At 68.7% G+C, this 25209-nt stretch carries 20 protein-coding genes and 9 pseudogenes; 12 read left to right on the forward strand and 17 right to left on the reverse strand.

Annotated elements, in window-relative coordinates:
- Positions 1–228 precede the first annotated feature (228 nt).
- On the forward strand, positions 229–1035 hold the full coding sequence (locus tag ACWY4P_RS47600; protein WP_456207031.1) for a DeoR/GlpR family DNA-binding transcription regulator: 807 nt from the start codon (positions 229–231) through the stop codon (positions 1033–1035).
- Positions 1036–1152: 117 nt separating this feature from the next.
- Here ACWY4P_RS47600 and ACWY4P_RS47605 read toward each other — a convergent pair.
- Together ACWY4P_RS47605 and ACWY4P_RS47610 are read right to left on the reverse strand one after the other, a co-directional pair.
- A pseudogene (locus ACWY4P_RS47605) lies at positions 1153–1686 on the reverse strand (integrase); the annotation flags it as partial.
- A gap of 192 nt (positions 1687–1878) precedes the next feature.
- Positions 1879–2535: a hypothetical protein gene (locus ACWY4P_RS47610; RefSeq protein ID WP_456207032.1), complete on the reverse strand. Its 657-nt coding sequence runs from the start codon at positions 2533–2535 to the stop codon at positions 1879–1881.
- A 252-nt stretch (positions 2536–2787) separates the two neighbouring features.
- On the opposite strand from ACWY4P_RS47610, the gene ACWY4P_RS47615 reads away from it, so the two are divergent.
- Together ACWY4P_RS47615 and ACWY4P_RS47620 are read left to right on the forward strand one after the other, a co-directional pair.
- On the forward strand, positions 2788–3336 hold the full coding sequence (locus tag ACWY4P_RS47615; protein WP_456207033.1) for a GNAT family N-acetyltransferase: 549 nt from the start codon (positions 2788–2790) through the stop codon (positions 3334–3336).
- A gap of 101 nt (positions 3337–3437) precedes the next feature.
- Positions 3438–3686, forward strand: a complete 249-nt coding sequence (locus tag ACWY4P_RS47620) for a hypothetical protein (protein ID WP_456207034.1) — start codon at positions 3438–3440, stop codon at positions 3684–3686.
- 177 nt (positions 3687–3863) lie between these two features.
- On the opposite strand, the gene ACWY4P_RS47625 is transcribed toward ACWY4P_RS47620, so the two are convergent.
- From ACWY4P_RS47625 to ACWY4P_RS47635, 3 genes and pseudogenes are all read right to left on the reverse strand, one after another.
- The gene (locus tag ACWY4P_RS47625; protein WP_456207035.1) at positions 3864–4109 is read right to left on the reverse strand and encodes a hypothetical protein; all 246 of its coding nucleotides are present in this window, start codon (positions 4107–4109) and stop codon (positions 3864–3866) included.
- Positions 4110–4229: 120 nt separating this feature from the next.
- A pseudogene (locus ACWY4P_RS47630) lies at positions 4230–4464 on the reverse strand (LysR family transcriptional regulator); the annotation flags it as partial.
- Between the two features lie 192 nt (positions 4465–4656).
- A complete protein-coding gene (locus tag ACWY4P_RS47635; protein ID WP_456207036.1) occupies positions 4657–5340 on the reverse strand; it encodes a maleylpyruvate isomerase family mycothiol-dependent enzyme in 684 nt (227 codons plus the stop codon).
- Between the two features lie 465 nt (positions 5341–5805).
- On the opposite strand from ACWY4P_RS47635, the pseudogene ACWY4P_RS47640 reads away from it, so the two are divergent.
- From ACWY4P_RS47640 to ACWY4P_RS47660, 5 genes and pseudogenes are all read left to right on the forward strand, one after another.
- Positions 5806–6150: pseudogene (locus ACWY4P_RS47640) on the forward strand (Gfo/Idh/MocA family protein); the annotation flags it as partial.
- A gap of 150 nt (positions 6151–6300) precedes the next feature.
- A pseudogene (locus ACWY4P_RS47645) lies at positions 6301–8602 on the forward strand (MMPL family transporter).
- Between the two features lie 7 nt (positions 8603–8609).
- On the forward strand, positions 8610–9941 hold the full coding sequence (locus ACWY4P_RS47650) for a sensor histidine kinase (protein ID WP_456207037.1): 1332 nt from the start codon (positions 8610–8612) through the stop codon (positions 9939–9941).
- Positions 9938–10630 (forward strand): response regulator, encoded by a 693-nt coding sequence (locus tag ACWY4P_RS47655; protein ID WP_456207038.1) that lies wholly within the window; start codon positions 9938–9940, stop codon positions 10628–10630. The genes ACWY4P_RS47650 and ACWY4P_RS47655 overlap by 4 nt, the downstream gene beginning before the upstream one ends.
- A gap of 123 nt (positions 10631–10753) precedes the next feature.
- A pseudogene (locus ACWY4P_RS47660) lies at positions 10754–11215 on the forward strand (NF041680 family putative transposase); the annotation flags it as partial.
- 10 nt (positions 11216–11225) lie between these two features.
- Here the strand turns inward: ACWY4P_RS47660 and ACWY4P_RS47665 are convergent.
- The 6 genes and pseudogenes from ACWY4P_RS47665 to ACWY4P_RS47690 form a co-directional block, all read right to left on the reverse strand.
- Positions 11226–12449, reverse strand: a complete 1224-nt coding sequence (locus tag ACWY4P_RS47665; RefSeq protein WP_456207039.1) for an FAD-dependent monooxygenase — start codon at positions 12447–12449, stop codon at positions 11226–11228.
- Positions 12446–13843, reverse strand: coding sequence for an MFS transporter (locus ACWY4P_RS47670; RefSeq protein WP_456207040.1), 1398 nt, complete (start codon positions 13841–13843; stop codon positions 12446–12448). The genes ACWY4P_RS47665 and ACWY4P_RS47670 overlap by 4 nt, the downstream gene beginning before the upstream one ends.
- A gap of 11 nt (positions 13844–13854) precedes the next feature.
- A pseudogene (locus tag ACWY4P_RS47675) lies at positions 13855–14037 on the reverse strand (hypothetical protein); the annotation flags it as partial.
- A 202-nt stretch (positions 14038–14239) separates the two neighbouring features.
- Positions 14240–14727 (reverse strand): annotated as a pseudogene (locus tag ACWY4P_RS47680) (integrase core domain-containing protein); the annotation flags it as partial.
- A 193-nt stretch (positions 14728–14920) separates the two neighbouring features.
- Positions 14921–15448: an NUDIX hydrolase family protein gene (locus ACWY4P_RS47685; RefSeq protein WP_456213297.1), complete on the reverse strand. Its 528-nt coding sequence runs from the start codon at positions 15446–15448 to the stop codon at positions 14921–14923.
- Between the two features lie 34 nt (positions 15449–15482).
- Positions 15483–15743 carry a hypothetical protein gene (locus ACWY4P_RS47690; RefSeq protein ID WP_456207041.1) on the reverse strand — a complete coding sequence of 87 codons (261 nt, stop codon included), beginning with the start codon at positions 15741–15743 and terminating at the stop codon, positions 15483–15485.
- A gap of 87 nt (positions 15744–15830) precedes the next feature.
- Here ACWY4P_RS47690 and ACWY4P_RS47695 point away from each other — a divergent pair, with 87 nt between their 5' ends.
- Positions 15831–16175, forward strand: coding sequence for a hypothetical protein (locus ACWY4P_RS47695; protein WP_456207042.1), 345 nt, complete (start codon positions 15831–15833; stop codon positions 16173–16175).
- A 346-nt stretch (positions 16176–16521) separates the two neighbouring features.
- Positions 16522–17619: an AAA family ATPase gene (locus ACWY4P_RS47700; protein WP_456207043.1), complete on the forward strand. Its 1098-nt coding sequence runs from the start codon at positions 16522–16524 to the stop codon at positions 17617–17619.
- Positions 17620–17796: 177 nt separating this feature from the next.
- Here the strand turns inward: ACWY4P_RS47700 and ACWY4P_RS47705 are convergent.
- Positions 17797–18024: pseudogene (locus tag ACWY4P_RS47705) on the reverse strand (NADPH-dependent F420 reductase); the annotation flags it as partial.
- A 4-nt stretch (positions 18025–18028) separates the two neighbouring features.
- Between ACWY4P_RS47705 and ACWY4P_RS47710 the strand changes: the two are divergent.
- Positions 18029–18658: pseudogene (locus ACWY4P_RS47710) on the forward strand (LysR substrate-binding domain-containing protein); the annotation flags it as partial.
- Positions 18659–18906: 248 nt separating this feature from the next.
- Here ACWY4P_RS47710 and ACWY4P_RS47715 read toward each other — a convergent pair.
- The gene (locus ACWY4P_RS47715) at positions 18907–19308 is read right to left on the reverse strand and encodes a RidA family protein (protein ID WP_431047157.1); all 402 of its coding nucleotides are present in this window, start codon (positions 19306–19308) and stop codon (positions 18907–18909) included.
- A gap of 97 nt (positions 19309–19405) precedes the next feature.
- Between ACWY4P_RS47715 and ACWY4P_RS47720 the strand changes: the two genes are divergently transcribed.
- Positions 19406–20380, forward strand: coding sequence for a helix-turn-helix transcriptional regulator (locus tag ACWY4P_RS47720; protein ID WP_456207044.1), 975 nt, complete (start codon positions 19406–19408; stop codon positions 20378–20380).
- 143 nt (positions 20381–20523) lie between these two features.
- Here the strand turns inward: ACWY4P_RS47720 and ACWY4P_RS47725 are convergent, their stop codons facing one another.
- The 4 genes from ACWY4P_RS47725 to ACWY4P_RS47740 all read right to left on the reverse strand — a co-directional run bounded on the left by ACWY4P_RS47725 (position 20524) and on the right by ACWY4P_RS47740 (position 25209).
- Positions 20524–21885: an ABC transporter substrate-binding protein gene (locus tag ACWY4P_RS47725; protein ID WP_456213298.1), complete on the reverse strand. Its 1362-nt coding sequence runs from the start codon at positions 21883–21885 to the stop codon at positions 20524–20526.
- Positions 21886–22001: 116 nt separating this feature from the next.
- Complete coding sequence (locus ACWY4P_RS47730) at positions 22002–23306, reverse strand: sugar ABC transporter permease (protein ID WP_456207045.1); 1305 nt, start codon at positions 23304–23306, stop codon at positions 22002–22004.
- Positions 23297–24076: an ATP-binding cassette domain-containing protein gene (locus tag ACWY4P_RS47735; protein WP_456207046.1), complete on the reverse strand. Its 780-nt coding sequence runs from the start codon at positions 24074–24076 to the stop codon at positions 23297–23299. The genes ACWY4P_RS47730 and ACWY4P_RS47735 overlap by 10 nt, the downstream gene beginning before the upstream one ends.
- A gap of 50 nt (positions 24077–24126) precedes the next feature.
- Positions 24127–25209: a sugar ABC transporter substrate-binding protein gene (locus tag ACWY4P_RS47740; protein WP_456207047.1), complete on the reverse strand. Its 1083-nt coding sequence runs from the start codon at positions 25207–25209 to the stop codon at positions 24127–24129.

Here is a 25209-nt window from a genome sequence, read left to right on the forward strand (position 1 = left end):
GGAGGTGTCAACAGGCAGCCTGAAACGAACATGAGTTGCTGGCAGTTCGATCACCTGAAGTGTTTGATTACCTTGCGTGGCTGAACAGCGGCGTACCACACTCCCCAGGGGGAACACAGGGCATGTCCGGCTGTCACAGCTTCTCTCCAGGTGGAAGTCAGGCAGTCGGCAGGTGAAGTCCGGAGCGCACGAGGATGTTCTCTTCACATCGATCGAACAGGGGGTCTCATGGAGGCAAGCGAACACCCGGCCGCCGACGAAGGCGGACGGGGGCCGAGCGACAGGCGGGAGCGGATCAAGACACGCGTTGTCGACGAAGGCTTCGTCCGCATCGAGCAACTCGCGGACGAGTTTGGCGTCACCCCGATGACCATCCGTCGCGACCTCGACTACCTACAGGGCAAGGGATGGCTCAGAAAGGTGCGTGGCGGGGCAACCGCACAGCCATCGACGGCATTCCACGGTGACGTCCGGCATCGCACCCAAGCCATGGTGGCGCAGAAGAGCATGCTCGCGCGTGCCGCGCTGACCTTCGTCAAACCGGGTCAGTCCCTCGTCATCGACGACAGTACGTCCGCCCTTGCCCTCGTCGGACTGCTCCCGCAGCGGGCACCGCTGACAGTCATCACCAACTTCGTGCCCGTCACCCAGCTTCTCGCCGGCAGCGCCGGAATCGATCTGATATCACTGGGCGGCTTGTACTACCCGGCCTACGACGCCTTTCTCGGTATCCGGACCGTCGACGCGGTCAGCACCCTGCACGCTGACATCCTGTTCGCCTCCACGACCGCCATCACCCGCGGTCACTGCTACCACCAGTCCCAGGAGACAGTGGCGGTCAAGCGAGCCTTGATGGAGGCATGCGACCGCAGAGTCCTCCTGGTCGACCACACCAAGTTCCGACGACGTGGGCTGTACCAACTCGCGCCCGTCACCGCCTTCGACCTCGTCATCGTCGATGCCGACATCCCGGAGCCGGATCTCGACTCGCTGCAGAGCAAAGGTGTGGAAGTCCTCGTTGCCCGACCGGACTGAACGGATGTGGTGTGGGGCTCGAATAATCATCGCCGCTGGTCAGGCGGCATATCTGTACTCGTTGATCGTGCCGTCGAGGATGCGAGTGCGCGGGACTCTGGGGCTGGTCGATGCATGGTCGGCGCGTGGACCGAGGTCGGCCCAGGTCGCGGTTGGGTGTGCGGTGACGCCGGTGATGTGCAGGAGCCGAGTGTGGTGCTCGAGGAAGACCAGGGCGTACAGGCGTTGCAGCCCGATGGTATCGATGTGGAGGAAGTCGCAGGCGATCAGCCCGGTAGCCTGCGCTGAGAGGACCTCGCGCCAGGTCGGACCAGCGCGGCGGGGTGCGGGATCGATGCCTGCGGCGTGGAGAATCTGCCAGACGGCCGAGGCGGCGATCGGGTGTCCGAGCCGGGCCAGTTCGCCCTGGATCCGGCGATGGCCCCATCGGCTGTTCTCGTGGGCGAGGCGCAGCACGAGCTTCTTGAGGGCGGCTTGCGTGGGCGGCCGTCCGGGACCGCGGCGTCGTCGGGAGTAGTCCCGTCGGTGGGCGATGAGCTTGCGGTGCCAGGCCAACAGCGTGCTCGGTGTGATCGGGAGGACCTTGACCCGGCCGTAGCGGGGGATCAGGGAGGGCAGGGACGCGACCCTCCGCAGCCAGGCCGAGGCCATTCTCGCCTGCGATCTCTTCGAAGTCCGCACGCTGACGGGGCGCGCCTGTACGTCTTCGCTGTCGTCGAGCACACCATTAGGGCTTCTCTTTTGGATCAGCGTGCGGACCGCATCACCCGTCTGACCGCCCACGTCGCCGACCACTGACGCGGCGGCGCGGGGGCGGGGTGGAGCAGGCAGGCAGGCGGCCGGTCAGCTGCGGGGGCCGCTCCCGTCGTGGTAGCCGAGTTCGAGGTAGCGGGTGTGGGTGCTCCAGGAGCCGAGGTCGGGCGTGTTGGCCAGGACGTCGTGCCAGGGCTGGGCGCCGGGAGCGGCCGCCTCGCCGGAAGCCGCCGCTTTGCCGGGAGCCGCCTTACCGGAAAGGTCCCCCTCGTCGTGCGCGGGCAGCGGACAGCCGGGGCGCGCGGCCCAGAGCCGCACTCCCGACCGCGCCTCGGACTCGCGGACCGGCTCCCACCAGCCCACCGAGAACATGCCGGCGAGCTGGTGCATGGCGATGAAGCTGGCCACGCCGCCCTCGGGGTCCGTGCGGTCCGGGCGCTCGGTGAGGGCGTGCCACAGGATGTACAGGTTCGGTAGCCGCACCCCGGGCTGGAAGCGGTACACGAGCCGCTCCAGCCTGATCGAGCCAATGCGCGGCAGCTGTACCCGGGTGAGCGGGACGACCTCGCGCTCGCCGCCGGTCCAGGTCAGCCTCTTGTTGCGGCCCATGTAGCCGGGCTCGCTGAAGACCGTGACGTGGAGGCGTTCCCTGCGATCAGGCCGGCGGTTGTGCAGCAGGCCCGCGCCGGCGACGACGCCGCCCATGGAAGCCAGGCCCGCCAGGAGGATTCTGGTTTTGCGCTTCATCGGGACGCGGCACCTCGCTTCTGACGGGACGGGCGCCTCCATCATGCGCCACCGACGGCCTGTTGATCCACCGTCAGGCCCGGTGCCGAGGAGGACCTCCATGGGCCCCCGCATCCCGCCGCCCGCGTCGCTGCCCGGCCCAACTCAGCCAGTCGGTTCGGACGTTCACCACGCGGGAGGAGGTACACGCCGGGACGCAGCTGGGCCGTCTCTTTCGGATCACTCTCACGGGCGTGCGATACGTTGCCCGCCATGACTGGACTCGGGCCCGGCGCCTGGCCACCTGCCCCGATCAGGACCGAACGGCTCGTGCTCCGCGAATCCGAGGCCCGGGACCGTGCGGCGTTCATCGAGCTGTTCGCCTCGCCAGAGGTGGGCACCTACATCGGTGGACCTCGACCGTGTGATGAGCTCGAACGCGCGATGCCTGAGGTGCCCGGGCGGCGCCCCGGCCCTTTCGTGATCGATCTCGACGGAGCGATGATCGGCATGATCACGCTCGATCGGCGCGACGCAGAGCGTCCGGGTCATGTCCTTCCGGATGCCGGAGAGGCCGAGCTCGGCTATATGTTCCTGCCGGAGGCGTGGGGATGCGGGTACGCCGCCGAGGCGTGCGCAGCGGTACTCGGCTGGTGCGCCGACGCGCTTCCCAGCGAGCCGGTGGTGCTCTGCACCCAGACCGCCAACGACCGCGCGATGCGCCTCGCGGCGAAGCTGGGGTTCACCGAGGTGGAGCGGTTCGAGGAGTACGGCGCCGAGCAGTGGTTCGGCGTGTGGTCCTCGGTCACGCCGTCCGGTTGAGCTAGGCCGTTTACTGAGGATCATCTGATCCGTTGGTTGACGTGTGTCGTTGGCTGATGCCCAGTGGCGCGCATCGAGCCGTTGCTGCCGGGACTCCGTGGATGGACCTGCCCGAGCACTTCGGGTCGTGGAAAGGCGTCCATAACCGGCTGCGGGTCTGGGCCACCGGCGGCACATGGGAGAGGGTCTTTACCGCCCTGCTCGCCCAGGCCGACGCCGAGGGCGACCTGGACTGGGTCGCCGCGGTCGGCTCCACGATCGTCCGGGCACATCAGCACGCCGCCGGGGCCCGTGAAAAGGGGCCCTGGCCGGCGAGCCGGACCAGCATAGGTCGACCGGGCCAGCCGTGATCGAAAGCTGGGGGAGCGGGCGAGCGACTGCTCCAACCAGCTCGTCGCTTGCCTCGCGGACGATCTCAACCTCGATGCTCATGCTCTGACGCTACCGAGTGCATGCGAAGGCGGAGGGGAACGATGTGGAACGACAGGGCGATCGGCTCCAACCGATTCGGCGGGCGTCCGGCCGAGTCACACCAGAGTGATCAGCAAGGCCGGGATTTCGAGGCGGAACACGTGTTGGGCCTGATCAACGGAGTATCGACCCTGCGGGCTTTTCGTGAGATAGCGGCTGCCGGTCAGAAACATCCAGGCTTCACCGGCCATCGGCGGTCCAGACCCCATGGCGACAGCCGAAAATGCAATGCCCGCTGCGGCTCCGGCCCAGCTGAGCGGAAGGTCGAGCAGTGCCGCCGTCACGGCCGGCATCACGACCATGACCAGGCGATGGACAACGACTTCTCTGCCAATCCAGCGTGTTGCAGCCGGCCCTGGTTGAGATGCGGCTACCCGACGCGGAGGCCGGCCCGTACTCCCGGGAGGATCAAGTGTCTTCGTGCACATCGCGGCGACCGTGTCGGCAAAGGTTTGAGCGAGCGGGGGAAGGGCGTCCCAGCGGCGTGCGGCCCAGCCGACCGACAGCGGCGGCAGCGCCGGAATGGGGATGAGACGCAGAGGGCCGCCGTTGCCAGGCGTCGGGAGACCCGGTACGGCGGGGACGACGGCGTGGCCCAGGCCGACTTCGGCAAGGAGCAGAGCTGTGTTCCCAGTCGGCGACGCTCGTGTCCGAGCCGGCCCGGATTGAGGTACAGGAAAAGCCGGTGAGACTGACCTTGCTGGTGCCTACTCCGTGGGCCCTGCGAGCCGGCGGGGAATGGCGCCCGCGCGCAACTCCTTCAGGTCCGGGATGTGGTTGTAGAGGCTACCCGGAGAGACGCCCGGCAGCTTGGCGATCTTCTTGGAGAGTTGCGGCCCAGCACAGGTGTCAGCCCAGGGCGAGCCATCGGATGCCGAGCTGTTCGATCTGCGCGGTCTCTGATTCGTCCAACGGCTCGCGGCCGGTGGCTCTGCGCAGGAAATGCGGCTGGCTCCAACCCAATTTGTCCCCCGCCGCCATCTGCTCTGCGCCGAGAAGCAGCTCCAGCACGACGTCACCGGCCGACGAGGTGAGCCAGGGTTCGCGCCCGAGCGCATCAGCCAGGTCGAGGCCGTGGACGGTGACTTCAACGACTCGGGTGAGCAGAAACTCCGACAAGAGCATGGCGTCACCATGACGCGTCCGCACGGTGCGGCTGGCCGGCTGGACCCGGCACAGCCGGTCGACTCGCCGCCAGATCGCGGCGAAATCGTTGGCAAAGGAGGCACCGCCAGCCGACTCTGCTGCCCGGTCCTGAGCCAGTGTGATCCGGGCACTGTTGGTTCGGGGCGAAAACCGGTCGTCCGGGCGGTAGTACTCCGCCGCGGAAACCTTGGCCGCACTCGGCGCCGGCGCATCCAGCATCCCCGGAAGCCAATCGATCACGACGCACACGTGCCCGAGCAGGTCGCGTACAGTCCAGGGGGTGCAGCGTGTCGGGAGGTTCCACTCAGCCTCGGACAGTCCTGACACAGCATCAGTGAGCGCCCCGGATTCCCGACGAAACGCTTCGAGCACACGGTCTGGATCCATGTCAGTGACGCTACCAACCGGGCGCAATCAGGCACCCGGTTGGCCATGATTCTGGAGCTCAGAACGCGGGATTCTCTACGGCGCAGACACCTCCGCCGATATCGGCCGTCCCGCCAGGGCCGGGGGCCTGTGCCGTTCGGAAACTCAGTGCCGCTGCTCGGGGCGGGTCTGGCGTTGCGCCCGCCGAAAACCCCATCCGCCCTGGTGGGAGGCGGTGTGGGTTGTGCAGAGAACCTCGTTGGAGGTCGCTCGAATCCATGCCCTCGCGTGGCTGCCGATCGTCGCGGAATGATGGTCGACCGTGCTGCTGCGGCTGGGCTACCTGGCTGTGACTACCGACATGCCGTATGACCTGCCCGGATGGGATTTCCGGCAAGCGCAACGTCGTCCAGGAACTCCGAGGCGGAGAACCGGCGGCGCAGCGCCACTCCCGCACCGGCTGCGAGCGCGGGCGCCCGGTCGGCGAACCGCCAATGGGACAGCGACTTCCTGACCCTGCGACGCTTGATCGCGGACGGCGAACTCGGAGGTCTCCTGTACGACCTGGGCAGCCATGTGGTCGACCAGGCGCTCGTCCTGTTCGGCGCGGTGGTGCGGGTGTACGCGCAGACCGACGTACGCGGGACGGGTGCGGCGGCCGACGACGACACGTTCCTCGCGCTCACCCACGCCAACGGGGCCCGCTCCCACCTGTACATGTCGGCGACGACCGCGTAGCTCGGGCCGGCACCGCCGCCACGATTCCGGGTGCTCGGTTCACGGGCCGGTTACGTCAAGCCCCGCCCCGGCCCAAGTCGGCCTGTAGTGCGTAGGCACCAGGACACATGAGTGGCTGGTCCGGGTGCACCAGGGGAAGACGGCGGCGGGAGACGATGCCCGGCGGGGCGCCGGAGGGAAGTGTTGGAGGCGCGTGAATCTCACGCATTCCCCTTGCCTAGCGGTGTCTGGAGTGATCAACAGGTGGCGACATTTCTTTACCGGATCGGACGGTGGGCCTTCCGGCGGCGCAGGCTCGTGGGTGGTCTGTGGCTGGGTGCCCTGGTGCTGGCCATCGCCGCCGCCGCCATGGCGCCGGCCGGGGAGGAAGAGGACCTCTCCATGCCCGGCACCGAGTCGCAGAAGGCGTTCGACCTGCTGGACGAGCGCTTCCCCCAGAGCAACTCCCAGGGTGCCGAGGCCCGCTTGGTGTTCCAGGCTCCGGACGGGCAGCGGGTGACGGCCAGGGAGAACAAGGCGGCCGTCGAGGACACGCTCGGCTCGCTGGACGGGGGCGGCCAGGTCGCGTCGGCCACCGACCCCTATGAGACCGGCGCTGTCAGCGAGGACGGCACCATCGCCTACTCCACGATCACCTACACCGCGGACGCCGTCGACCTGACCGAGCAGACGAAGAGCGCCCTCGAGGACGCCGCGAGCCAGGCCCGGGACGCGGGGCTGACCGTGGAGATCGGCGGCTCGGCCCTGGATTCGGAAGAGGAACCGGGCGGTACGACGGAGATCATCGGCGTGGCGGTGGCGGCGGTGGTGCTGGTCCTCACCCTCGGGTCGCTGGTCGCGGCCGGATTGTCGCTGCTGACCGCCCTCTTGGGCGTGGCCATCGCCTTCGGCCTGGTCACCGCGCTGGCCGTACCGCTGGGCCTGACGTCCACCGTCGCCATCCTGGCGCTGATGCTGGGGCTGGCGGTCGGCATCGACTACGCACTCTTCATCACCTCCCGCTTCCGCGACGAGCGCGCCCAGGGCAGCGAGCCGGAGGAGGCCGCCGGCCGGGCGGTGGGCACGGCCGGATCCGCCGTCGTCTTCGCCGGCGCGACCGTCTTCATCGCCCTGGTCGGGCTGGGGGGCGTCGGAATCCCCGAACTCACCAAGATGGGCATGGGCGGCGCGGGCGCCGTGGCCCTTGCCGTACTCGTCGCGCTGACCCTGGTCCCCGCGCTGTTCGGCTTCTTCGGCAATGGGGTATCCCCTGCTCGAGCGAAGCCGAGAGCTTGGGGAAGGGTACTGTCCCGCGCCGTACGCAAGGCACCCTCGTATCGCCGATCGGGAAGCGAGCGCCCGCACCCGGTGCCCACCGCGGCCGGCCGGCCGGCCTGGGCTCGGCACCCGCTGGGCGCGGTTCGTGCTGCGCCGGCCGGTGACCGTGCTGCTGATCGCCGGACTCGGTCTCGGCGCCGTCGCCCTACCGGCGCTGAGCCTCGAACTCGGGCTGCCCGGAGACGAGTCCAAGCCGGTGGAGACCACCCAGCGCCGTGCCTACGACCTGCTGTCAGAAGGCTTCGGCCCCGGCTTCAACGGCCCGTTGACCGTGGTCGTGGACACGTCGGAGTCCGGGGACACCCGGGCCACCACGGACCTGGTCGTCAAGACCGTACGGGGAGTGGACGGGGTCGCGTCGGTCGGTGATCCGGTTCTCAGCCGAACCAAGGACACGGCCGTCCTCACCGCCGTCCCGCAGACCGCGCCGAACAGCGGCGAGACCAAGGACCTGGTGCACGCGATCCGGAGCGCGGTCTCCGGCGTCGAGGCCGACACGGGCGCCGGCATCCTGGTGACCGGCACCACCGCGCTGAACATCGACATTTCCGAAGCCATGTCCGACGCCCTCATCCCCTATCTGACCGTGGTCATCGGCTTGGCGGTGCTCCTGCTGATGGTGGTCTTCCGCTCGGTCCTGGTCCCGGTCAAGGCCGCGCTCGGCTTCCTGCTGTCGGTGGGTGCCGCCTTCGGCGTCCTCGTCGCCGTCTTCCAGTGGGGCTGGGCGGCAGACCTGGTCGGCATCGAGCAGACCGGACCGGTCATGTCGCTGATGCCGATTCTCATCATCGGAATAGTGTTCGGCCTCGCCATGGATTACGAGGTCTTCCTCCTCACCCGGATGCGGGAGGCCTACGTCCATGGCGCGTCCCCCGGCGAGGCAATCGTCAACGGTTTCCGGCACAGCGGACGTGTGGTGGCCGCGGCGGCGATCATCATGATCAGCGTGTTCGCCGGATTCATCGGGATGAGCAGCCCGACCATCCAGACGATGGGCGTCGGCCTGGCCTCCGCCGTCGCCTTCGACGCCTTCGTGGTCCGGATGGCGATCGCACCCGCGGTCCTGGCACTGCTCGGCCACCGGGCCTGGTGGCTGCCCCGTATCCTGAACCGCGTGCTGCCGAATGTGGATATCGAGGGCGAGAAACTGAGCAGGCACGTCCCGGCCTCCGCGACCGAGCCGGACCCAGTGGTGCCGCGGCTCCCCGTCGGCCGGCACAAGCACTGAGCCGGCCATGACGAACACAGGTGGCGATGGCCCGCGACCACACGGCGCGTGGTGGCGGGAGGGAGCGATCACGGCGACGGCGTTCGCGCTCTGTCTGCTCGGCGGCATGCTGCAGGACGACGGCAGCGCCCTGTCACCGCCGCCTGCCGCCGCCTACTTCATCGCCGTGGTGTCCGGTGCCGTGCTGCCGGCGCGGCACCGGGCGCCCCTGGCCACCATGGCGGTCACGACCGCGAGCGGCGTGCTGGTGCCGCCCTTGGGCCTCCTGCTGAGCCCGCCCATCGTGGCCCCCGCCGTGATCACCGCCTACTCCTACTCGCTCACCGCGCGCACCGAACGGCGCGCGGCGATCGCGGTGTCGCTCACCTCCGCGGCGCTGCTGGTCGCCTCCACCCCCTTGTTCGGGGACCTCTCGTGGCAGGACGCGAGCAGAGTGGGAGCGGTGGCGGCGTTCCCGCTGGTGGCCGGCGTACTCGGTCACTCGGTGCAGAACCGACGGGCCTACCTGGCGGCCGTGGAGGAGCGGGCCCAGCGGGCCGAGAAGAGCCGGGACAGCGAGGCGCGCCGGAGAGTGGCCGAGGAACGGGTGCGCATCGCCCGGGAACTGCACGACCTCGTGGCCCATCAGATCACCCTGGCCAACGCGCAGGCCACGGTCGCCGCCCACCTCTTCGACGCCCGCCCGGAGCAGACCCGCAAGAGCCTGAAGGAGCTCGTCGAAACCACCGGCCACGCGCTCGACGAACTGCGGGCCACGGTCGGTCTGCTGCGTCAGTCCGGGGACGCGGCCGCGCCCGCCGAACCGGCGCCCGGTCTCACCCAACTTCCCACGCTCCTCGAGTCCTTCCGCCGCGCGGGTCTGGAGGTGTCGGTGCACCAGGAGGGCACGGCCAGGCCGCTGCCGCCGGGAGTGGACCTCACCGCCTACCGCATCATCCAGGAGGCCCTGACCAACGTGACCAAGCACGCCGGTACCGGTAGCGCCCGGGTGCGCCTCGCCTGGAACCGCGATCGCGTGACCATCGCCGTCGCCGACGACGGAAGGGGCGCCCGTACGGCGCCGACCGCATCCACGGGACCGAGCGCGTCCACGGTGCCGGACCGTCCGCCCGGTTACGGTCTGATCGGGATGCGTGAACGTGCCACCGCGGTCGGGGGACACCTCTCCGCGGGCAGGCGCCCGGAGGGCGGCTTCCTCGTCTCCACCCAGCTGCCCCTCCCGCCCGCCAAGGACACGGCGCGGAGGACTGACGGAGCAACAACCATCGAGGGGCGGATGGCCGACGGAGCGACAGGCGACGGACGGACGGGCGACGGAGAGGCCGGGGATGCGCCGTGACGCTCCGGGTGCTGCTCGCCGACGATCAAGCCCTGCTGCGCGGTGCCTTCCGGCTGCTTCTCGATTCCGCCGACGACATCACCGTGGTCGGCGAGGCCGCCGACGGCAGGGAGGCGGTGAGACTCACCCGGGAGCTGCGCCCGGACGTGGTGATCATGGACATCCGTATGCCCGAAGTGGACGGTCTCACCGCCACGTCGGAGATCTGCGCTGACCCGGAACTGCGGGCCAGCCGCATCCTGATCCTCACCACGTACGAGACCGACGAGTACGTCGCTCAGGCGCTGCGCGCGGGGGCCGGCGGCTTCATCGGCAAGGGCATCGGGGCCGAGGACCTGCTGGACGCCGTGCGTACGATCGCCGACGGCGACACTCTTCTGTCCCCCGCCGCGACCCGCTCCTTGGTCGCCCGTTTCCTGGCCACACCGGACGACGCCCCGCCGCACCACCCCGAACAGCTCGCCGTGCTCACCCCGCGCGAACGCGAGATGGTGGCTCTGGTCGCGACCGGCCTGTCCAACCAGGAGATCGCCGAGCGGATGTTCCTCAGCCCCTTCACCGTCCGCGCCCACGTGCAGCGCGCCATGACGAAGCTGGAGGCCCGCGACCGGGCGCAACTCGTCGTCATCGCCTACCGGACGGGCCTGGCCCACGCCGCCCCCGACGGCGGCACCGACCGCCTGTCGTAGTCCGACACCGGGAGCCCTTCGGCGGCTCCACGCGGCTGGCCGCGCACACCCCGCTGCTGCCTGGCGCGGAGACATCGGCGTTTGTGGACGTACGCGCTGAACTGCGGGAACGTCAACACTTCTCGCCTGCGCCGGTTGTTGGCGGCACTGCCGCAGCCGAGGGCCGCCAACGGACGGCTCGTGCCGGGACGGCCGCGCTCGGACCGGGTGATGCGCCGGCCCGCAACCCGCACCACCGCGTTGCGGCAGGGCGGGCGGACCCCCGAGCACGGGCCGGAGTTCCGCCTGGCCAAGCAGGAGACCTGGGGAGATCCGGAAACGGCGACGGTGCAGGACACCGAACGCCACGGCCTGGCCCGTGCCATGAGCTGGGACCACATCCATCCCAGCCTCTGGCACCGCTCCGCATGGATCGACCACACCGGCGAACTCCCCGTCATCGAGGGCACGCTGATCCGCCTCCAGGTCGACCACCTGCCCGGCGACGGTGACCCGCCGCCGGTCTGGCTCCGGTCCTCCGCCACCGGCCTGACCGGCCCGGACATCAACCTTCGCCGGCAGGCGTTCCTGCGCCGCTGCGACCTGGTGTATCAGGTCACGGCATCGGGGCGAATTCGGGCAGGGTAAGGGCTGAGTGGGCAGGTCGTGCTGTCGCGGAGGGCATGGTGACGAGGTCACGCAGCATGGTGTTGCGTTGCTCCAGGGCCCGCACCGTGGTGGGGAAGAGCGTGGCCGCACCGTTGTCGACCAGTGCCTGATTCATGGCTACGAACTCGCGAACGTCGCGTTCGTAGGCGGCGAAGGCCGCAGTGTGGTCCCGGTTCGTGGCTAGGGCGTTGGCGAGCATGTAGGCACCGACCAGCGCGAGGCTTGAGCCTTGTCCGGTAAGGAACGAGGGTGCGTACGCGGCGTCGCCGACGAGCGCGACGCGGCCGCTGGACCAGTGGGGCATGCGGATCTGACCGGCCGTGTCGAAGAACAGGTCATCCGCGTCGCGCATGGCGTTGACCATGCCAGGGACCTCCCATCCCGCGCCTGCGAAGATCGTGGCGACCAGGTCCCGCTGGGCGTCGGGGTTCCGGAGGGCATCGAACGGCGGTTCTGGTTGGTGAAAATTCAGGAAGGCGTGCAGTTCGTCGCTGTCCCCGACGGCGTAGAGGGCCGCGGCTTTCCCCGGAGTGTTCCACAACATGAGCTCGCGGGAGAGCCCGAAGGTGTTCGGCATGGTGAATATGGCGAAGCAGTAGCCGAGGTAGCGGTGGAACTGTTCTTCGGGGCCGAACAGGGACTCCCGGGTATGCGAGTGCATACCGTCGGCGCCGACTACCAGGTCGAACGTGCGCCGTTGCCCACTGTGGAAAGTAACGTCGACCCCTTGTTCGGACTGGTCGAGGGTGTCGATGGAGTCGTCGAACAGGAATTCCACATCGTCGCGAACTATCGCGTAGAGGATCGTGGCCAGATCCCCACGACGCACCTCGAGGTCCTGTCCCTCGACACTGCCGGCAACGGCGCGCGGGTTGAGCGAAGCCACTTCACTGCCATCGGCGTTGAGGAAAGTGCAGCGACGCGAGTTGATGTGCGCGTCCTGCAGCTGTGGCAGTATCCCCATCCGCCGGACCACCTCTATCGCGGTACCGCGGACGTCGATCGGGTAACCACCGTCGCGCAGTGCGCCTGCCTTCTCCACCACTGTGACCGCGAATCCGGACCGGTGCAGCCAGTACGCCAGCGCGGGTCCGGAGATACTGGCCCCGGAGATCAGGACTTTGCGCTGCGCGGCAGTACTCACGTCCATCGACAGACCGGTGGGTGTCATGCCTGGGCTCCTTTTTTCTTCGTGATACGGACAACGAGCAGTGACAGTGCGGCGACGAGGCCGGAGATGGCGAAACCTGTGACGAAGGCCGATTCGGTCGGCTGGCCCGTCATCGGGCCGGTCCCGGCGTCGAGGATCGCGCCGCCGACCTGGGCGCCCAGGGCGACGCCGATCACGCGTGTCACCACGAGCAGGCTGGTGGCGATGCCGGTGTCCCTGGTCTCGACGGCGGTGGCGGTGCTGGCGAGCAACGCCGTGGTACCGACGCCCGTGGCGAACGCGGTCAGCACCTTCGCGAGGACGAGCTGCCATGCCGCGGTGTGCAGAGACGCCAGGGCGATCATCGTGGCCGCCGTGACGACGGCGCCCACGATGACCACAGCACGTGGACCGAAACGCCGCGCCGCGATCCCGCCGGCCGAATCGCTTACCGCCCCGGCGATGGCGCCGGGCAGCAGGAACAGTCCGATGTCGGTAGTGCTGGCCCCGAAGCCGTACCCGTCGGCCGATACCGCGAACAACTGCGGGAGCAGAAAGAGCACCATCCCGGAACTGGTGGTTATGACGAAGGTGAGCACGCACGAATGCCACATTGCAGGCTTTGCCAGCATTCGTAGATCGACCATCGGCGAGGCTGCCCGGCGCTCGACGACGACCCATCCGGTCGCGAGGGCGGCCACGACCACCGCGATGGCACCGACCACGAGTGGCGGCAGGCCGTCGCCCGTCACCTTCACGAGCCCGAGCATGAACACGAGCAACGTGCCGCTCAGCAGAACCACGCCAGGCCAGTCGATCCTGTTGTCCGATGCGATCGGCGGATCATGCGGCATCAGCCGAGTCACGACCAACGTCGTCGCGATGATCGCGATCGTCGGTAGCGCGAACATCCAATGCCAGGACAGTCTTTCCGCGAGCGGCCCGGCAATCAGCGTTCCCACCATGCCGCCGCCCGTGAACAGCGCGATGACCAGCCCGATCGCGACCTGTGACTCTCCTGTCGGGAGGTGTTTGCGCACCAGGATGAAGGAGAGTGGCAGCGCACCCACCATGACGCCCTGCAATACCTGACCGAGCAACAACACCGGCAGGTTCGGCGCCAGGCTGGCCAACAGACCACCGGCCGAGACCACGGCCATCAGCCCGACCAGCACCCGCTTTCCGCCGTAGCGGTCGCCGAGTTTGCCTGCGACGGGTGTGACGACCGCACCGGTGATGAGTAATGTGTTGGCGACCAATGCCCCTTCGGCAGGACTGACCCCCAGCTCACGTTGCAGCAGCGGGAGCGCAGGCTCCACCACTGACTGCAGGGTGCCGAGGGCGAGTGCCAAGATGCCGAGGGCACCGATCGACAGCCTTCCGATGCGGACCGGGGAAACCACAGCTTCGGACATAGAGGTCCTTTTCATCGTTGGTTGCGAGCAAGTGCGTGGACCTGCTTGTGCGCGCCGTGTCGTAGCGGGGCGCCGACCCGGTGCAGGGGGCCGAGCGCCTCGGCCCAGGACCGGACCAGCCCGGTTTCGTGGTACGGCACGCCGATCTCCGCGCAGTACTGGCGCACGATCGGTTGCGCCTTGCGCAGGTGCGGCATAGAAATGTCGCCACCTGTTGATCACTCCAGACACCGCTAGGTAAGGGGAATGCGTGAGATTCACGCGCCTCCAACACTTCCCTCCGGCGCCCCGCCGGGCATCGTCTCCCGCCGCCGTCTTCCCCTGGTGCACCCGGACCAGCCACTCATGTGTCCTGGTGCCTACGCACTACAGGCCGACTTGGGCCGGGGCTTGATCCTGGCTGTCGGTGAAGGGCGGACGTTGCCCTCGGGCCTGATGGGGGCGATGGCCGTTGTAGTACCAGGCGTAAACGTCGAGGACGTGCCGAGCGTGGGTCTCGTGCCAGATCAGCACGTGATCGAGGAGTTCACGCCGCAGTGTCCCGATGGCTCTCTCGCAGTGTGCGTTCATCCGCGGAGACCGTGGGGCGGTCTTCAGGGTTTCGATGCCCTCGGCTTCGAAGACCGCGTCGAAGGATTCGGTTTATTTGCTGTCCCGGTCGCGGATCAAGAAGTGTAGTGACTCCAGGCGCACGCCCTCGTCGAAGGCGAGGTTGCGGGCCTGCTGGGCCGTCCTCGCGCCATGTCGGCCCCCGTGCGGCGGGGAGCCGGGTCGACGCCAGCTGCCGTCAGGATCTTCCAGACGGTGGAGGCACCGATCCTGTGGCCCAGCCGGGCGAGCTCGCCCTGGATTCTGCGGCAGCCCCAGCGCGGGTTCTCCCGTGCATCGTCGCGCACATCCGCCAGGACCGTCGGCTGGAAGAGTTGCCGACCAGTGAATGCCGGTGGCCACCGCTGACCACGCCGGCCCCCTTAGCCAGCCCTGGTCGGCACGCCGATCGGGCGCGGGTGTCATGGAAACACGCGTGCCCGTCGGCGGCGCGAAGCGACGGGTGGGTGTCTGCGGCAGGCGTCCCCGTCAGGACAGGCAGCCCACGTGGGCGAGTGCCTGCTTGAGCAGGGCCCCCTGGCCGCCCGGCATTTCGTTCTGTACCAGCGGTGACGCGGCCTCTTGCGGGCTGAACCAGACCAGGTCCAGGGCGTCCTGGCGGGGGCGGCAGTCACCGGTCACCGGGACGACATACGCAAGGGCCACCGCGTGCTGGCGGGGATCGTGGAACGGCGTGATCCCTTGTGTCGGGAAGTACTCGGCGACCGTGAAGGGTTGCAGCGAGGCCGGGACCCGGGGCAGTGCCACCGGCCCCAGGTCCTTCTCCAGGTGGCGCAGGAGGGCGTCCCGGACCCGTTCGTGGTGCAGCACCCGGCCCGAGACGAGGGTGCGGCTGACCGCCCCGTCCGGTCCGATGCGGAGCAGCAGTCCGATGCTGGTGACTTCGCCGCTGTCGTCGACTCGCACGGGCACGGCCTCGACGTACAGGATCGGCATCTGCGCGCGCGCCTGTTCGAGATTGTCCGGACTCAGCCAACCGGGCGTGGTTTCGGTCATGTCAGCCATTGCATGATCGTACTTTCACCGCGCCCTATTGTTCGTGCGCACCGCTCCAGGTCACGTGCGATCCGTACGGGCCGTGGGTGCCGGATGAACCGGGCCACTGGTCGGCGGCTGGGGCGCGCAGCCACCTCACGCTGAAGCCGACCAAGTCGTAGAGGAATGCCGCACTGGGCAGGTAAAGCTGCCAGTCGCTGGTCCAGTCCGTGAATCCGACAGGGTGCCGGATGTCCCGGACCGGGAAGTCCTCCTCGACCAGAGTGCCGTCGCCGTACAGCCGAGTACGGGCCATGTCGCGCACCCTAACCGCACCAGAGCAAGGTCAGCGGACATCGCGGCCGGACATCCACCCCGACGGGGGCGTGGCCTCGATCTGGCAATGATGAGTGTATCGGGGGCGGAAGCGACGCTTGGAGTGGTCTCAGGCCGGCGGCGTCAGGGCAAGACGTTCCTGCTGGATGGGCTCTGCCGGGCGGCAGGAGGCTTCTTCTTCGCGGCGAGCGAGGCGACCGAGGCGGAGTCGCTGCGCCAGTTCGGAGCAGCGCTGGCACGGTTTGAAGGACGCCGGGCGCCTTACCGGTTCGCGCACTGGGACGAGGCGGTCTCCGAGCTGATGGGCCTGGCGGGGCCCGGTGGCGCGCCCCTGGTAGTGGTGCTGGACGAGTTCCCTTTCCTGGCGAAGGGTGCTCAGCAGTACAGTGATTCGCTTCAGAAAGCTCAATGATGCTGAGGGAAGGTCAGGGCGTAACCATATGAGTCGCCTGTCGTTCTACCTGGCATACCCGCCGCGTGCTTGAAATGCGCGCGGTCCCCGCCGTCGGCGCCACGGCTTCGCCGAGGTGACCGGCCCAGCGTCCGGCGGGGCGGCAATCCCAGGGTGCGCCCGACCCGGAAGGGCCGGGCGCAGTCCAGATGTCGGCAACGCGTCACAGCCAGTGACGCCGCATGCGGGCTCTACCCAAGGATCGGCTCGGACTCGTCCGCGCTCGTTACCGCTTCCACCCCTCGGGGCCACGCGATAACCCAGGATCCTTAAGAGTTCCAGAGACGCTTCGCCGGAACTGCCCTCGTTGCTGCAGCGGGCCCTGGGGCCCCAGGCCCGGCACGAGAGCGGTCCGGTACGTCTGCTGCTGTGCGGCTCGGCACTGTCGTTCATGGGGAGCCTGCTCGCCGGCACTGCCCCCTTGCGCGGCCGGGTCAGCCTGGAACTGGTGGTGCCTACCCTGGACTATCGCCTGGCCGCCCGTTTCTGGGAGCTGACCGACGATCCCCAACTGGCGCTCCTGGTCAACTCCGTGGTCGGTGGAACCCCCGCCTACCGGCGCGAGTTCGTCCTCGGCGACACGCCCGCGAGTCTGGACGACTTCGGCCCGTGGGTCCTTCGCAACGTCCTCAACCCGGGGCGCCCGCTGTTCCGGGAAGCCCGGTTCCTGCTGACCGAGGAGCCCGACCTGCGGGACACCGCCCTCTACCACGGCGTGCTCGCTGCCATCGCCCAGGGCAACCACACCCGCGGCGGCATCGCCGGCTTCCTGGAACGCAAGTCCACCGACCTCAGCCACGCGCTGACAGTGCTGGAAGACACCGGCATGATCGTCCGCGAGCCGGACGCCTTCCACGGCAAACGCTCCGCCTACCGAATCGCCGAACCCATCCTGACCTTCTACCACGCGCTGATGCGCCCGGAATGGAGCGACCTGGAGCGCCCCGGCCAGGCACCCGCCGTATGGGAACGCTCGCAGGCCACGTTCCGCAGCAAGGTCATCGGCCCCCACTTCGAACAGCTCTGCCGCACCTGGACCCGCTGGTACGCCGGCCCCGACACCCTCGGTGGACGCCGCACCGGCGTGGAGTCCGGCACCGTCCCGGACCCGGCCGCCAAGACCACCCACGAAGTCGACCTCGCAACCTTTGGCCGTGACGAGGACGGCCGCGAGGTCCTGCTCGCCATCGGCGAAGCCAAGTGGAACGAGACCATGGGCCTGGGCCACCTGCAACGCCTCGACCGCATCCGCACCCTGCTGCGCGCCCGGGACGGTGTGCACGCCGAACGGACACGGCTGCTGTGCTTCAGCGGCGCCGGCTTCACCAGCGACCTGCGCGACCTCGCCCACCGCGACCCCACTGTCCAACTCGTCGACCTGGACCGCCTCTACACCGGAGACTGATCCGCACCTTCCCTGATGTACAGGAGGCGGTGTGCCTGTCGCCGGGGCTGCTCGTGATGGAGTTCAGCTGATGGGTCGGCCGCAGTTGTCGGTGTGTGGAGCGGTGGCGCCGATCTCAGCACGTTGTCTCCTCATCCGGGGCCGGCTCCCGCTCCATGGTGCCGGCCCCGGATGTGGTCAGCGGGCGAGGGAGACGGCGAAGGGCTGGAAGCCGTGTCGGCGCAGGATATGGGGAACCACCAGGATCATGGCCTCGGTGGCGCGGGCTGTGGTGATGTCGCCGAGGTCCTCGATCCATGCGGGCTGCCAGCCCAGGTCGCCGAGCAGGCCGGTGACGGTCTTTTTCGCGTGTTCGTCGTTGCCCGAGACATAGACGGTGGGCGGGGTGGTCAGGGTTTCGGGGGCGGCCGCCGCCTGCGGTACGGCCCTCATCGCCGCCGCCCGCCGCCAGGCCCCCGGCGTCCAGCTGCGCCTGCCCGCCGAACCCGGCACGGACACCCCCGAGCTGCGCCGGGGCGAGGTCGACCTCGAAACCAGCTCCAGCCGGCCGACGCTCCCCGACATCCGCCACCGCCTCGTCGGCAGGGACCGGCTCGTCGTCGCCGTCCGCCCCGGCCACCCGCTCACCGAAGGCCCCCTGAGCATCGAGCGCTACGCGGCCGCCGAACACCTCACTGTCTCGCGGCGCGGACGCCTGCGCGACCCGATCGACGACGCCCTGACCACGCTCGGCCATGAACGCCGCGTCGCAGCCGCCGGGCCCACCGCCGCCTTCGCGCTGCGACTCGCCCTCGACACCGACCTGGTGGTCACCCTCCCCGACGCGGTCACCCGCCCGGCCCGGGACCAGCTCGGCCTGATCACGCTGCCGCTGCCACTCCAGATGCCCGACGTCCCGCTGTACCTACTGTGGCACCAGCGCTACGACGACGACCGCGCCCACACCTGGCTGCGCGACCTGGCCACCGAAACCGTCCAGGCGCTGTTCGCACCACCGACCGCCTCCCAACAGGCCCTCACCTTCCCGACCGGGCACTGACAACACCCGGGTCGCACAGAGTCCTGACCTGGGGATTCCCCATGTCGAGGCGATAAGTGCGGGGGAGACGGTTGTGCCATGCCGTGACGGTGCCCTGTGGATACCGTGCAAGTGTGCCGCCCGAAAAGTCATTGCCGCAGGTGGGCAGGGATTCGTGTCCGATGGCGCCCGTTCACATCGCTACGCCACCGCGTTACTGAACCGCCGCCCGCGTCGGGTTGAACAGCCCGGATGCGGGCGGCGACGAGTCAGGGTCGGGCGGCGAGGGCCTCGACCTCGAACAGCACGTCAGGCGCAGCCAGGCTCGCGACACCGATGAGGGTTTGCGTGGGCGGTTTCGTACCCCAACCCTCCTGCACGGCCCCGGCGATTGGTCCAAGCTTGCTGACGTCATGGTTCACCACATACGTCCTGAGCTGGACGACGTGGCTGAGGTCGAGCCCATGGGCGGCAAGAGCGACGCCGATGTTGCGGAACGTCTGCTTCACCTGCTCGGTGAAGTCGGTCGAGACGACCGCGCCGTCTGGGCCCGATCCGTACTGACCCGCGATAAGCACCAGTTCCGTACCTGCGGGGACGGTGGCGGTGTGGCTGTAGCCGAACGGGACCGGGTCGTGCAAACCGTCCGGATTGACAATGGCGTGTGCCATGTGGGTCACCTCTCGTGTGCGATGGGTCTTTGTCGTGCTGGTAAGCCTCCCAACGAATCACGACATCGTGTGTCGTGTATTCCTGTAGAGTTTTCGTATGCGCGCCGACCGGTTGGTATCGCTGGTGCTGTTGCTGCGGCAGCACGGTCGGCTGTCCGCGGCCACACTGGCCCGCGAGCTGGAGGTATCCACCCGCACCGTGCTGCGCGACATCGAGGCGCTGTCCGCGGCCGGCGTCCCGGTCTACGCCGAACGCGGTCGGCACGGCGGTTTCGCGTTGCTGCCCGGTTTCCAGACCGAGCTCACCGGACTGAACCACGACGAGGCACTTGCCCTGCTGGTAGCCGGATCACGGCGCGGCGCGCACGCATTCGGCCTCGGCTCGGCGCTCGCTTCGGCCATGCGCAAGGTGGTTGACGCGCTACCCGAAAGCTATCGGGCCACTGCGGCCGGCGCGGCTCAGCGATTGCTCATCGACCCGGAGACCGACCTCCTCTCGCGCAGGCTGGTCGCTGAGGAGGTGCCCGACACCATCGTGGCCGAGGTCCGGCGCGCGGTGTTCGCCGGACACAAGCTGCGCATCCACTACGCGGCTGCGGACCAGGCCCCGAAGTGGCGCACGGTGGACCCGATCGGCCTGGTCACCGTACGCGACCAGGGCTACTTGCTGGCCACGAGGTCTGGCGCGGACCGCACCTACCGACTGTCCCGGGTCTTGGCCGCCGAGGAACTCCCCGAACCCGCACAGCGACCAGACCGGGTCGATCTGGACCGGGCCTGGCAGGAACGCAGCACGCAGTTTCGGACCGGCGGCGACCAAGTCACCGTGCTGGTACGGATGAACCCGGCGCGGCGGGAGGACCTGGTGGGCACCGCGCTGGCCGTCCGCGCCGAAGAAACCGACGCAGACGGCTGGCTGCGGCTGGAGGTGAGCTTCCAAGATCCGAGACACGCCGAATGGGCGCTGTGGCAGCTCGCCACGAACGCGGAGGCCCTGGCCCCGCAGTGGTTGCGCGACTCCCTGCGCAACCGCGCCGCCGCGATCGCCACCTGCTACGGAGTGTCATCCTGAGAGTAGTCGCCTTCTGCGGGCCGCCGCACCCGCGGCACCCGCAAAGCCCCCGGGCAAGCGCGTTTGCCGAAGGCTCAGCAGCCTGATCGGAATATTGACACCCTTCAGGCTTGAGCTCGTCGGCGCCGTGCCGTCGTTCCGGGTCAGCGGGTGCGGTACTTCGCCGCCGCCGCTTGCGCGAGCTTCTGGGACTGTTTCAGTGCCGCGTCCACCGATTGCTTTCCGGCGATGGCCGAGCCGATGTGCTGGGAGACCTTGGTGCCGAGGGTGGCGAATTCGGGGATGGCGACAAACGAGATACCCGTGTAGGGGCGCGGGCTGACGCCCGGGTTCTTTGGATCGGCGGAGTTCTTCACCGCTGCGTATTCCTGCCGGTACCAGGCAGCGGCGGCCTTCTGGTAGTCGGGGTTGGCATAGAGTGACTGCCGGGTTCCGGCGGGGGCCAGGGGCCAGCCGAGCGTGTCGCCGATCTGCTTCTGGTACTCCTTGGAGGAGGCCCAGGAGATGAACTTCCAGGCGGCTTTCTTCTTCTCGCTGGCGTTCTGGATGCCCCATGCCCAGGTCCACAGCCAGCCGGCCTTCTTGGTCCTGTCGTGCGGCGCCGGGACGTAGCCGACCTTGCCCTTGACGGTCGAGCCGTCGGCCTCGACCGTCTGGGCCGTCGAGGTGGCGTCGTACATCATGGCGCAGTTGCCCTGCACGAACTGGTCGAGGATTTCCAGGACTCCGCTGCGCGAGGCATGGGCCTCACCGTGCTTGCGGAGCAGGTCGACGTAGAACCGGATCGCCCTTTTGAAGTCCGGCGAGGTGAGCTGGGCGTTCCACTTCATGTCGTACCAGGCGCCGCCGAAGGTGTTGACGACGGTGTTGATGGGGGCGAGGTTCTGTCCCCAGCCGGGCAGACCGCGCAGGCAGATGCCTTTCGCGCCGTCCGAGCCGTCGACTTTGGCCGCGAGTGAGGCGACCTGCGTCCAGGTGGGGTTCCGCGGCATGGTCAGTTCGGCCTTGCGGAAGAGGTCCTTGCGGTACATCAGGAAGGACCCTTCGCCGAAGAAGGGTTCGGCGTAGATCTTCCCGTCCGCTCCGCTCACGGCAGTGGTCAGGCTGGGGAAGATGTCGCTCTGGTCGAATGACGGGTCCGCCTTCGCGTAGGAGTTCAAGGGGGCGAGCCAGTGGTTCTTCGAGTAGATCGCCACTTCGTAGGCGCTGACGCTCGCGACGTCATACCGTCCGGACTGGCGAGAGAACTCCTTGTTCATCTGCACCCTCGCTTCATTCTCCGGCAGCAGGGTGTAATTGACCGTTATACCGGTATTCGCAGTGAAGTACCTATTTGTGAGCTTCTTCAGGTTCTCCATCTGGGGGGCGTTGATGGTGAGCACATTGATGCTCTTGCTGGATTCCCCGGAGGATCGCGGCCCCGCGCCGCCGCAGCCGGAAAGGGTCAGGCTCGCGGCAATCGCGATGCTCACGGCCACATGGATGACGGGGGTGCGCTTCTTCATTGGGCTCCGGTGGGGATGGCGGGCCCGGCGGCCCCCTCCCGAACGGTGCGTCCGAATTGCCTGAATGTGGTGATTTGCCGGAAGTGTAGCGAAGTCATATCGGGCATGGCCAATCGTCATGCTCGGCCGCGCGCCCCGCGCGAGCGCCGGGCGAGCGTGTCGGCGGCCACGGCGGCGAGCAGCACGCCACCGGTGATCATGAATTGAACGGAGTCCTCCCATCCCAGAAGTGCCATGCCCGAGGCGAGTGACTGGATGACCAGCACGCCCAGCAGCGCTGACCATGCCGAGCCACGCCCGCCGAACAGGCTGGTGCAGCCGATGACAGCCGCGGCGACGGCGTTGATCAGCAGCATGCCGGAGCCTGCGGCACGGGCCGTCGTGGGGCTCGCCGAGGTGAGCCCCGAGGCCACGAACAGGCCGCCGATCGCGGCCAGCGTCCCCGACACGACGAACATCGAGATCCGCACCCGTATGACGTTGACGCCGGCGCGGCGGGCCGCTTCCACACCACTGCCCACCGCGAAGATTTTCCGTCCGTAGCGGGTGCGGCGCAGGACGTACTCCGAGCCGACGAGGACGACCAGGAAGATCAGAAGGGCGAGCGGCAGGCCCTGGAACTGGTTGAGCACGTACGCGGCGGCGAACCCGATCCCCGCCAGGACGCCAGTCCGCACCAAGGTCTCGCCCAGCGGCCGGTACGGCATCCCGGCGGCCCTGCGGCGTTTGGTGGTCCGGTAGGAGGCCAGGAAGTACGCGGCCGAGCCGAGCGCCGCCAGACTGTACGCGGCGCCGATGCCGCCGAAGTAGTAGCTGGTCAGCGCGGCGACCAGCCCGCCCTCGTCGATGTTGATGGTGCCGCCTGCGCCCAGCAGGTGGAGGGTCAGGCCGTTCCAGGCCAGCAGTCCCGCGAGGGTGACGACGAACGCCGGTATGCCGACTCTGGCGAAGAAGAACCCGTGGACGGCTCCCACGGCCATGCCCGAGACCACCGCCACGATGACGGCGAGCCATTCCGGCATGCCGAGGTTGACATTGAGCACGGCGAACGTGGCTCCCGCGAGCCCGCTGACGGAGCCGACCGACAAATCGATCTCGCCGATCAGCAGCACGAAGACGATACCCACGGCGACCAGGCCGGTACCCACGATGTCCACACTGATGTTGGACAGGTTGCGCGGCGAGAGGAAGTTGTCGTTGAGGCCGTAGAAGACGAGCCAGAGCGCGACGAGGCCGAGGGCGACCAGGATCGGACCGCGCTCACCGCTGTGCAGCCTGCCCCAGACCGCGGCGGCGTATTCTCTGATGTTCCGCCCCCGCGCAACGAGGCTCCGGCCGGCGGCGGCGGACACGGTCTCGGTTCCGCCGCCCGACCCGCCGGGGCGTGCTTGCGGGACTGTCTCCCTCCTGCTCACGGCCATACCTCCTGCGCGCTCGGCATGCGGTGGGCGACGGCGTTGTCCGCCGCGCCGGTGATGGCGCAAATGATCTGTTCCTGGGATGAGGTGTTCACCTCGAACAGGCCGTTGTTCCGGCCGTGGCGCAGCACGGCGACTCGGTCCGCCACGGCCTTGATGTCTCCCATGTTGTGGCTGATGAGGAGGATCCCGAGGCCGCGGTCGCGCAGCTCCTCGACGAGGTCGAGGAGCCGGCTGGTCTGCTCCACGCCCAGGGCGGCGGTGGGCTCGTCGAGGAGGAGGACCTTGGGCGCGCCGAGAAGCGAGCGGGTGATCGCGACGGCCTGCCGCTGGCCTGCGGACAGGGAGGAGACGGGCAACCGCACATCGGGGATGCGGACGGTCAGGGTGCGCATGAGCTCGCGGGCGCGGCGTTCCATCTCCACCTCGTCGAGGACGCCGAGCCTGTGGATTTCGCGGCCGAGGAAGAGGTTGCCGACGATGTCGAGGCCGTCGCACATGGCAAGGTCCTGGTAAACAGCCGTGATCCCCAGCTCCTGGGCGTCGTGGGGCCGTTTGATCTCGACGGCCCGGCCCTCCCACTTGATGACGCCCTTGTCGGCGGGGCCGACACCGGCGATCACTTTGACGAGGGTGGTCTTGCCGGCGCCGTTGTCGCCCACGAGGGCCACGATCTCACCGGCCCAGATCTGCAGCTCGACATCCGTGAGCGCCTGGACGCCGCCGAATCGCTTGGAGACGCCTCGCAGCGCCAGCAGGGGCGCGACCGGCATGGGGGCCACCTCCTTTCCAAGAGCCCCGTCCGAGCGGCTGAGGCCGAGCCTCAGCGGGTGAGTCCGGCCTTGTCACAGGCGCGCCGGAGCTCAGGGGTACAGATCTTGTCGATGGTGTAGACGCCGTCCTTGACGAGGGTCTGCTTGATGTTGCCGGCCGTGACGGCGACCGGAGTCAGAAGGGCGGCTGGGATGCCCTTGGCGGTCGGGCTGTCGACCGTCGTCCCGGCGATGCCATCGAGCTCCTCGCCGCGCCCCAGAGCGACTGCCATCGCCGCGGCGGCGTCCGCCTCGGCTCTGAAGGGCTTGTAGACGGTCATGTACTGATCGCCCTTGACGACGCGCCGTACAGCGTCGAGGTCGGCATCCTGACCGGTGACGGGCGGCAGCGGCCTGATGCGTGCGGCCTTGAGCGCGGAGACGACACCGGCGGCGATGCTGTCGTTGGCCGCCAGGACGCCGTCGATCCGGCCGGGGCCCAGGGCGGCGATGGCGGCGGACATGTTCTCGTGGGCCGTGGACTCCCGGTAGTCGAGAATGTTGTACGACTTGCCGATCTTCACCTTCCCTTGGATGACGGAGAGCGTCCCCCTCTTGAACCAGCCCGCGTTGGGACTGACCGGATCGCCGTTCATCATGACGATCTGGCTGTGGCCCGCCTTGCGGCCCAGGGCATCGAGGAGCGCCTTGCCCTGGAGCTTGCCGACCGTCGCGCCGTTGAAGGTGGCGTAGCCCGAGATCGGGCCCTCGGCGAGCCGGTCATAGGCGACGACCGGGATACCCGCCTTGTGCGCCTCAGCGACCGAGGAGCGGAGCGCCTTGACATCGACGGCGTCGAGGATCAGGGTCCCGACCCCCTTGGTGATCATGGAGTCCATCTGGCGCCGCTGGCTGGTCACATCGTCCCCGGCGTTGGCGTACGTCAGCCGGCACTCCGCGCACAGCGACTTCACCCTCTTCTCGATCAGGGGCCGGTCGAACTGCTCGTAGCGGGAGACTTCGCGGCTCGGCAGCAGCAGGCCGACGGTGAAGCTGTCCGTGCTGGGCCCGCCGTTGTTCCCACAGCCGGCCAGGGTCACGGCCATGAACCCTGCGGTCACGGCGGCGAGGGTGTTCCACACGAGGGCCTTCAC

It is taken from the genome of Streptomyces sp. LZ34 (assembly GCF_053890475.1).

Coding starts and splice junctions, on each gene's coding strand:
- ACWY4P_RS47600 (WP_456207031.1), top strand. CDS start 229: ATGGAGGCAAGCGAACACCCGGCCGCCGACGAAGGCGGACGGGGGCCG.
- ACWY4P_RS47610 (WP_456207032.1), bottom strand. CDS start 2,535: ATGAAGCGCAAAACCAGAATCCTCCTGGCGGGCCTGGCTTCCATGGGC.
- ACWY4P_RS47615 (WP_456207033.1), top strand. CDS start 2,788: ATGACTGGACTCGGGCCCGGCGCCTGGCCACCTGCCCCGATCAGGACC.
- ACWY4P_RS47620 (WP_456207034.1), top strand. CDS start 3,438: ATGGACCTGCCCGAGCACTTCGGGTCGTGGAAAGGCGTCCATAACCGG.
- ACWY4P_RS47625 (WP_456207035.1), bottom strand. CDS start 4,109: ATGGTCGTGATGCCGGCCGTGACGGCGGCACTGCTCGACCTTCCGCTC.
- ACWY4P_RS47635 (WP_456207036.1), bottom strand. CDS start 5,340: ATGGATCCAGACCGTGTGCTCGAAGCGTTTCGTCGGGAATCCGGGGCG.
- ACWY4P_RS47650 (WP_456207037.1), top strand. CDS start 8,610: ATGACGAACACAGGTGGCGATGGCCCGCGACCACACGGCGCGTGGTGG.
- ACWY4P_RS47665 (WP_456207039.1), bottom strand. CDS start 12,449: ATGACACCCACCGGTCTGTCGATGGACGTGAGTACTGCCGCGCAGCGC.
- ACWY4P_RS47670 (WP_456207040.1), bottom strand. CDS start 13,843: ATGTCCGAAGCTGTGGTTTCCCCGGTCCGCATCGGAAGGCTGTCGATC.
- ACWY4P_RS47685 (WP_456213297.1), bottom strand. CDS start 15,448: ATGACCGAAACCACGCCCGGTTGGCTGAGTCCGGACAATCTCGAACAG.
- ACWY4P_RS47690 (WP_456207041.1), bottom strand. CDS start 15,743: ATGGCCCGTACTCGGCTGTACGGCGACGGCACTCTGGTCGAGGAGGAC.
- ACWY4P_RS47695 (WP_456207042.1), top strand. CDS start 15,831: ATGATGAGTGTATCGGGGGCGGAAGCGACGCTTGGAGTGGTCTCAGGC.
- ACWY4P_RS47715 (WP_431047157.1), bottom strand. CDS start 19,308: ATGGCACACGCCATTGTCAATCCGGACGGTTTGCACGACCCGGTCCCG.
- ACWY4P_RS47720 (WP_456207044.1), top strand. CDS start 19,406: ATGCGCGCCGACCGGTTGGTATCGCTGGTGCTGTTGCTGCGGCAGCAC.
- ACWY4P_RS47725 (WP_456213298.1), bottom strand. CDS start 21,885: ATGAAGAAGCGCACCCCCGTCATCCATGTGGCCGTGAGCATCGCGATT.
- ACWY4P_RS47730 (WP_456207045.1), bottom strand. CDS start 23,306: ATGGCCGTGAGCAGGAGGGAGACAGTCCCGCAAGCACGCCCCGGCGGG.
- ACWY4P_RS47735 (WP_456207046.1), bottom strand. CDS start 24,076: ATGCCGGTCGCGCCCCTGCTGGCGCTGCGAGGCGTCTCCAAGCGATTC.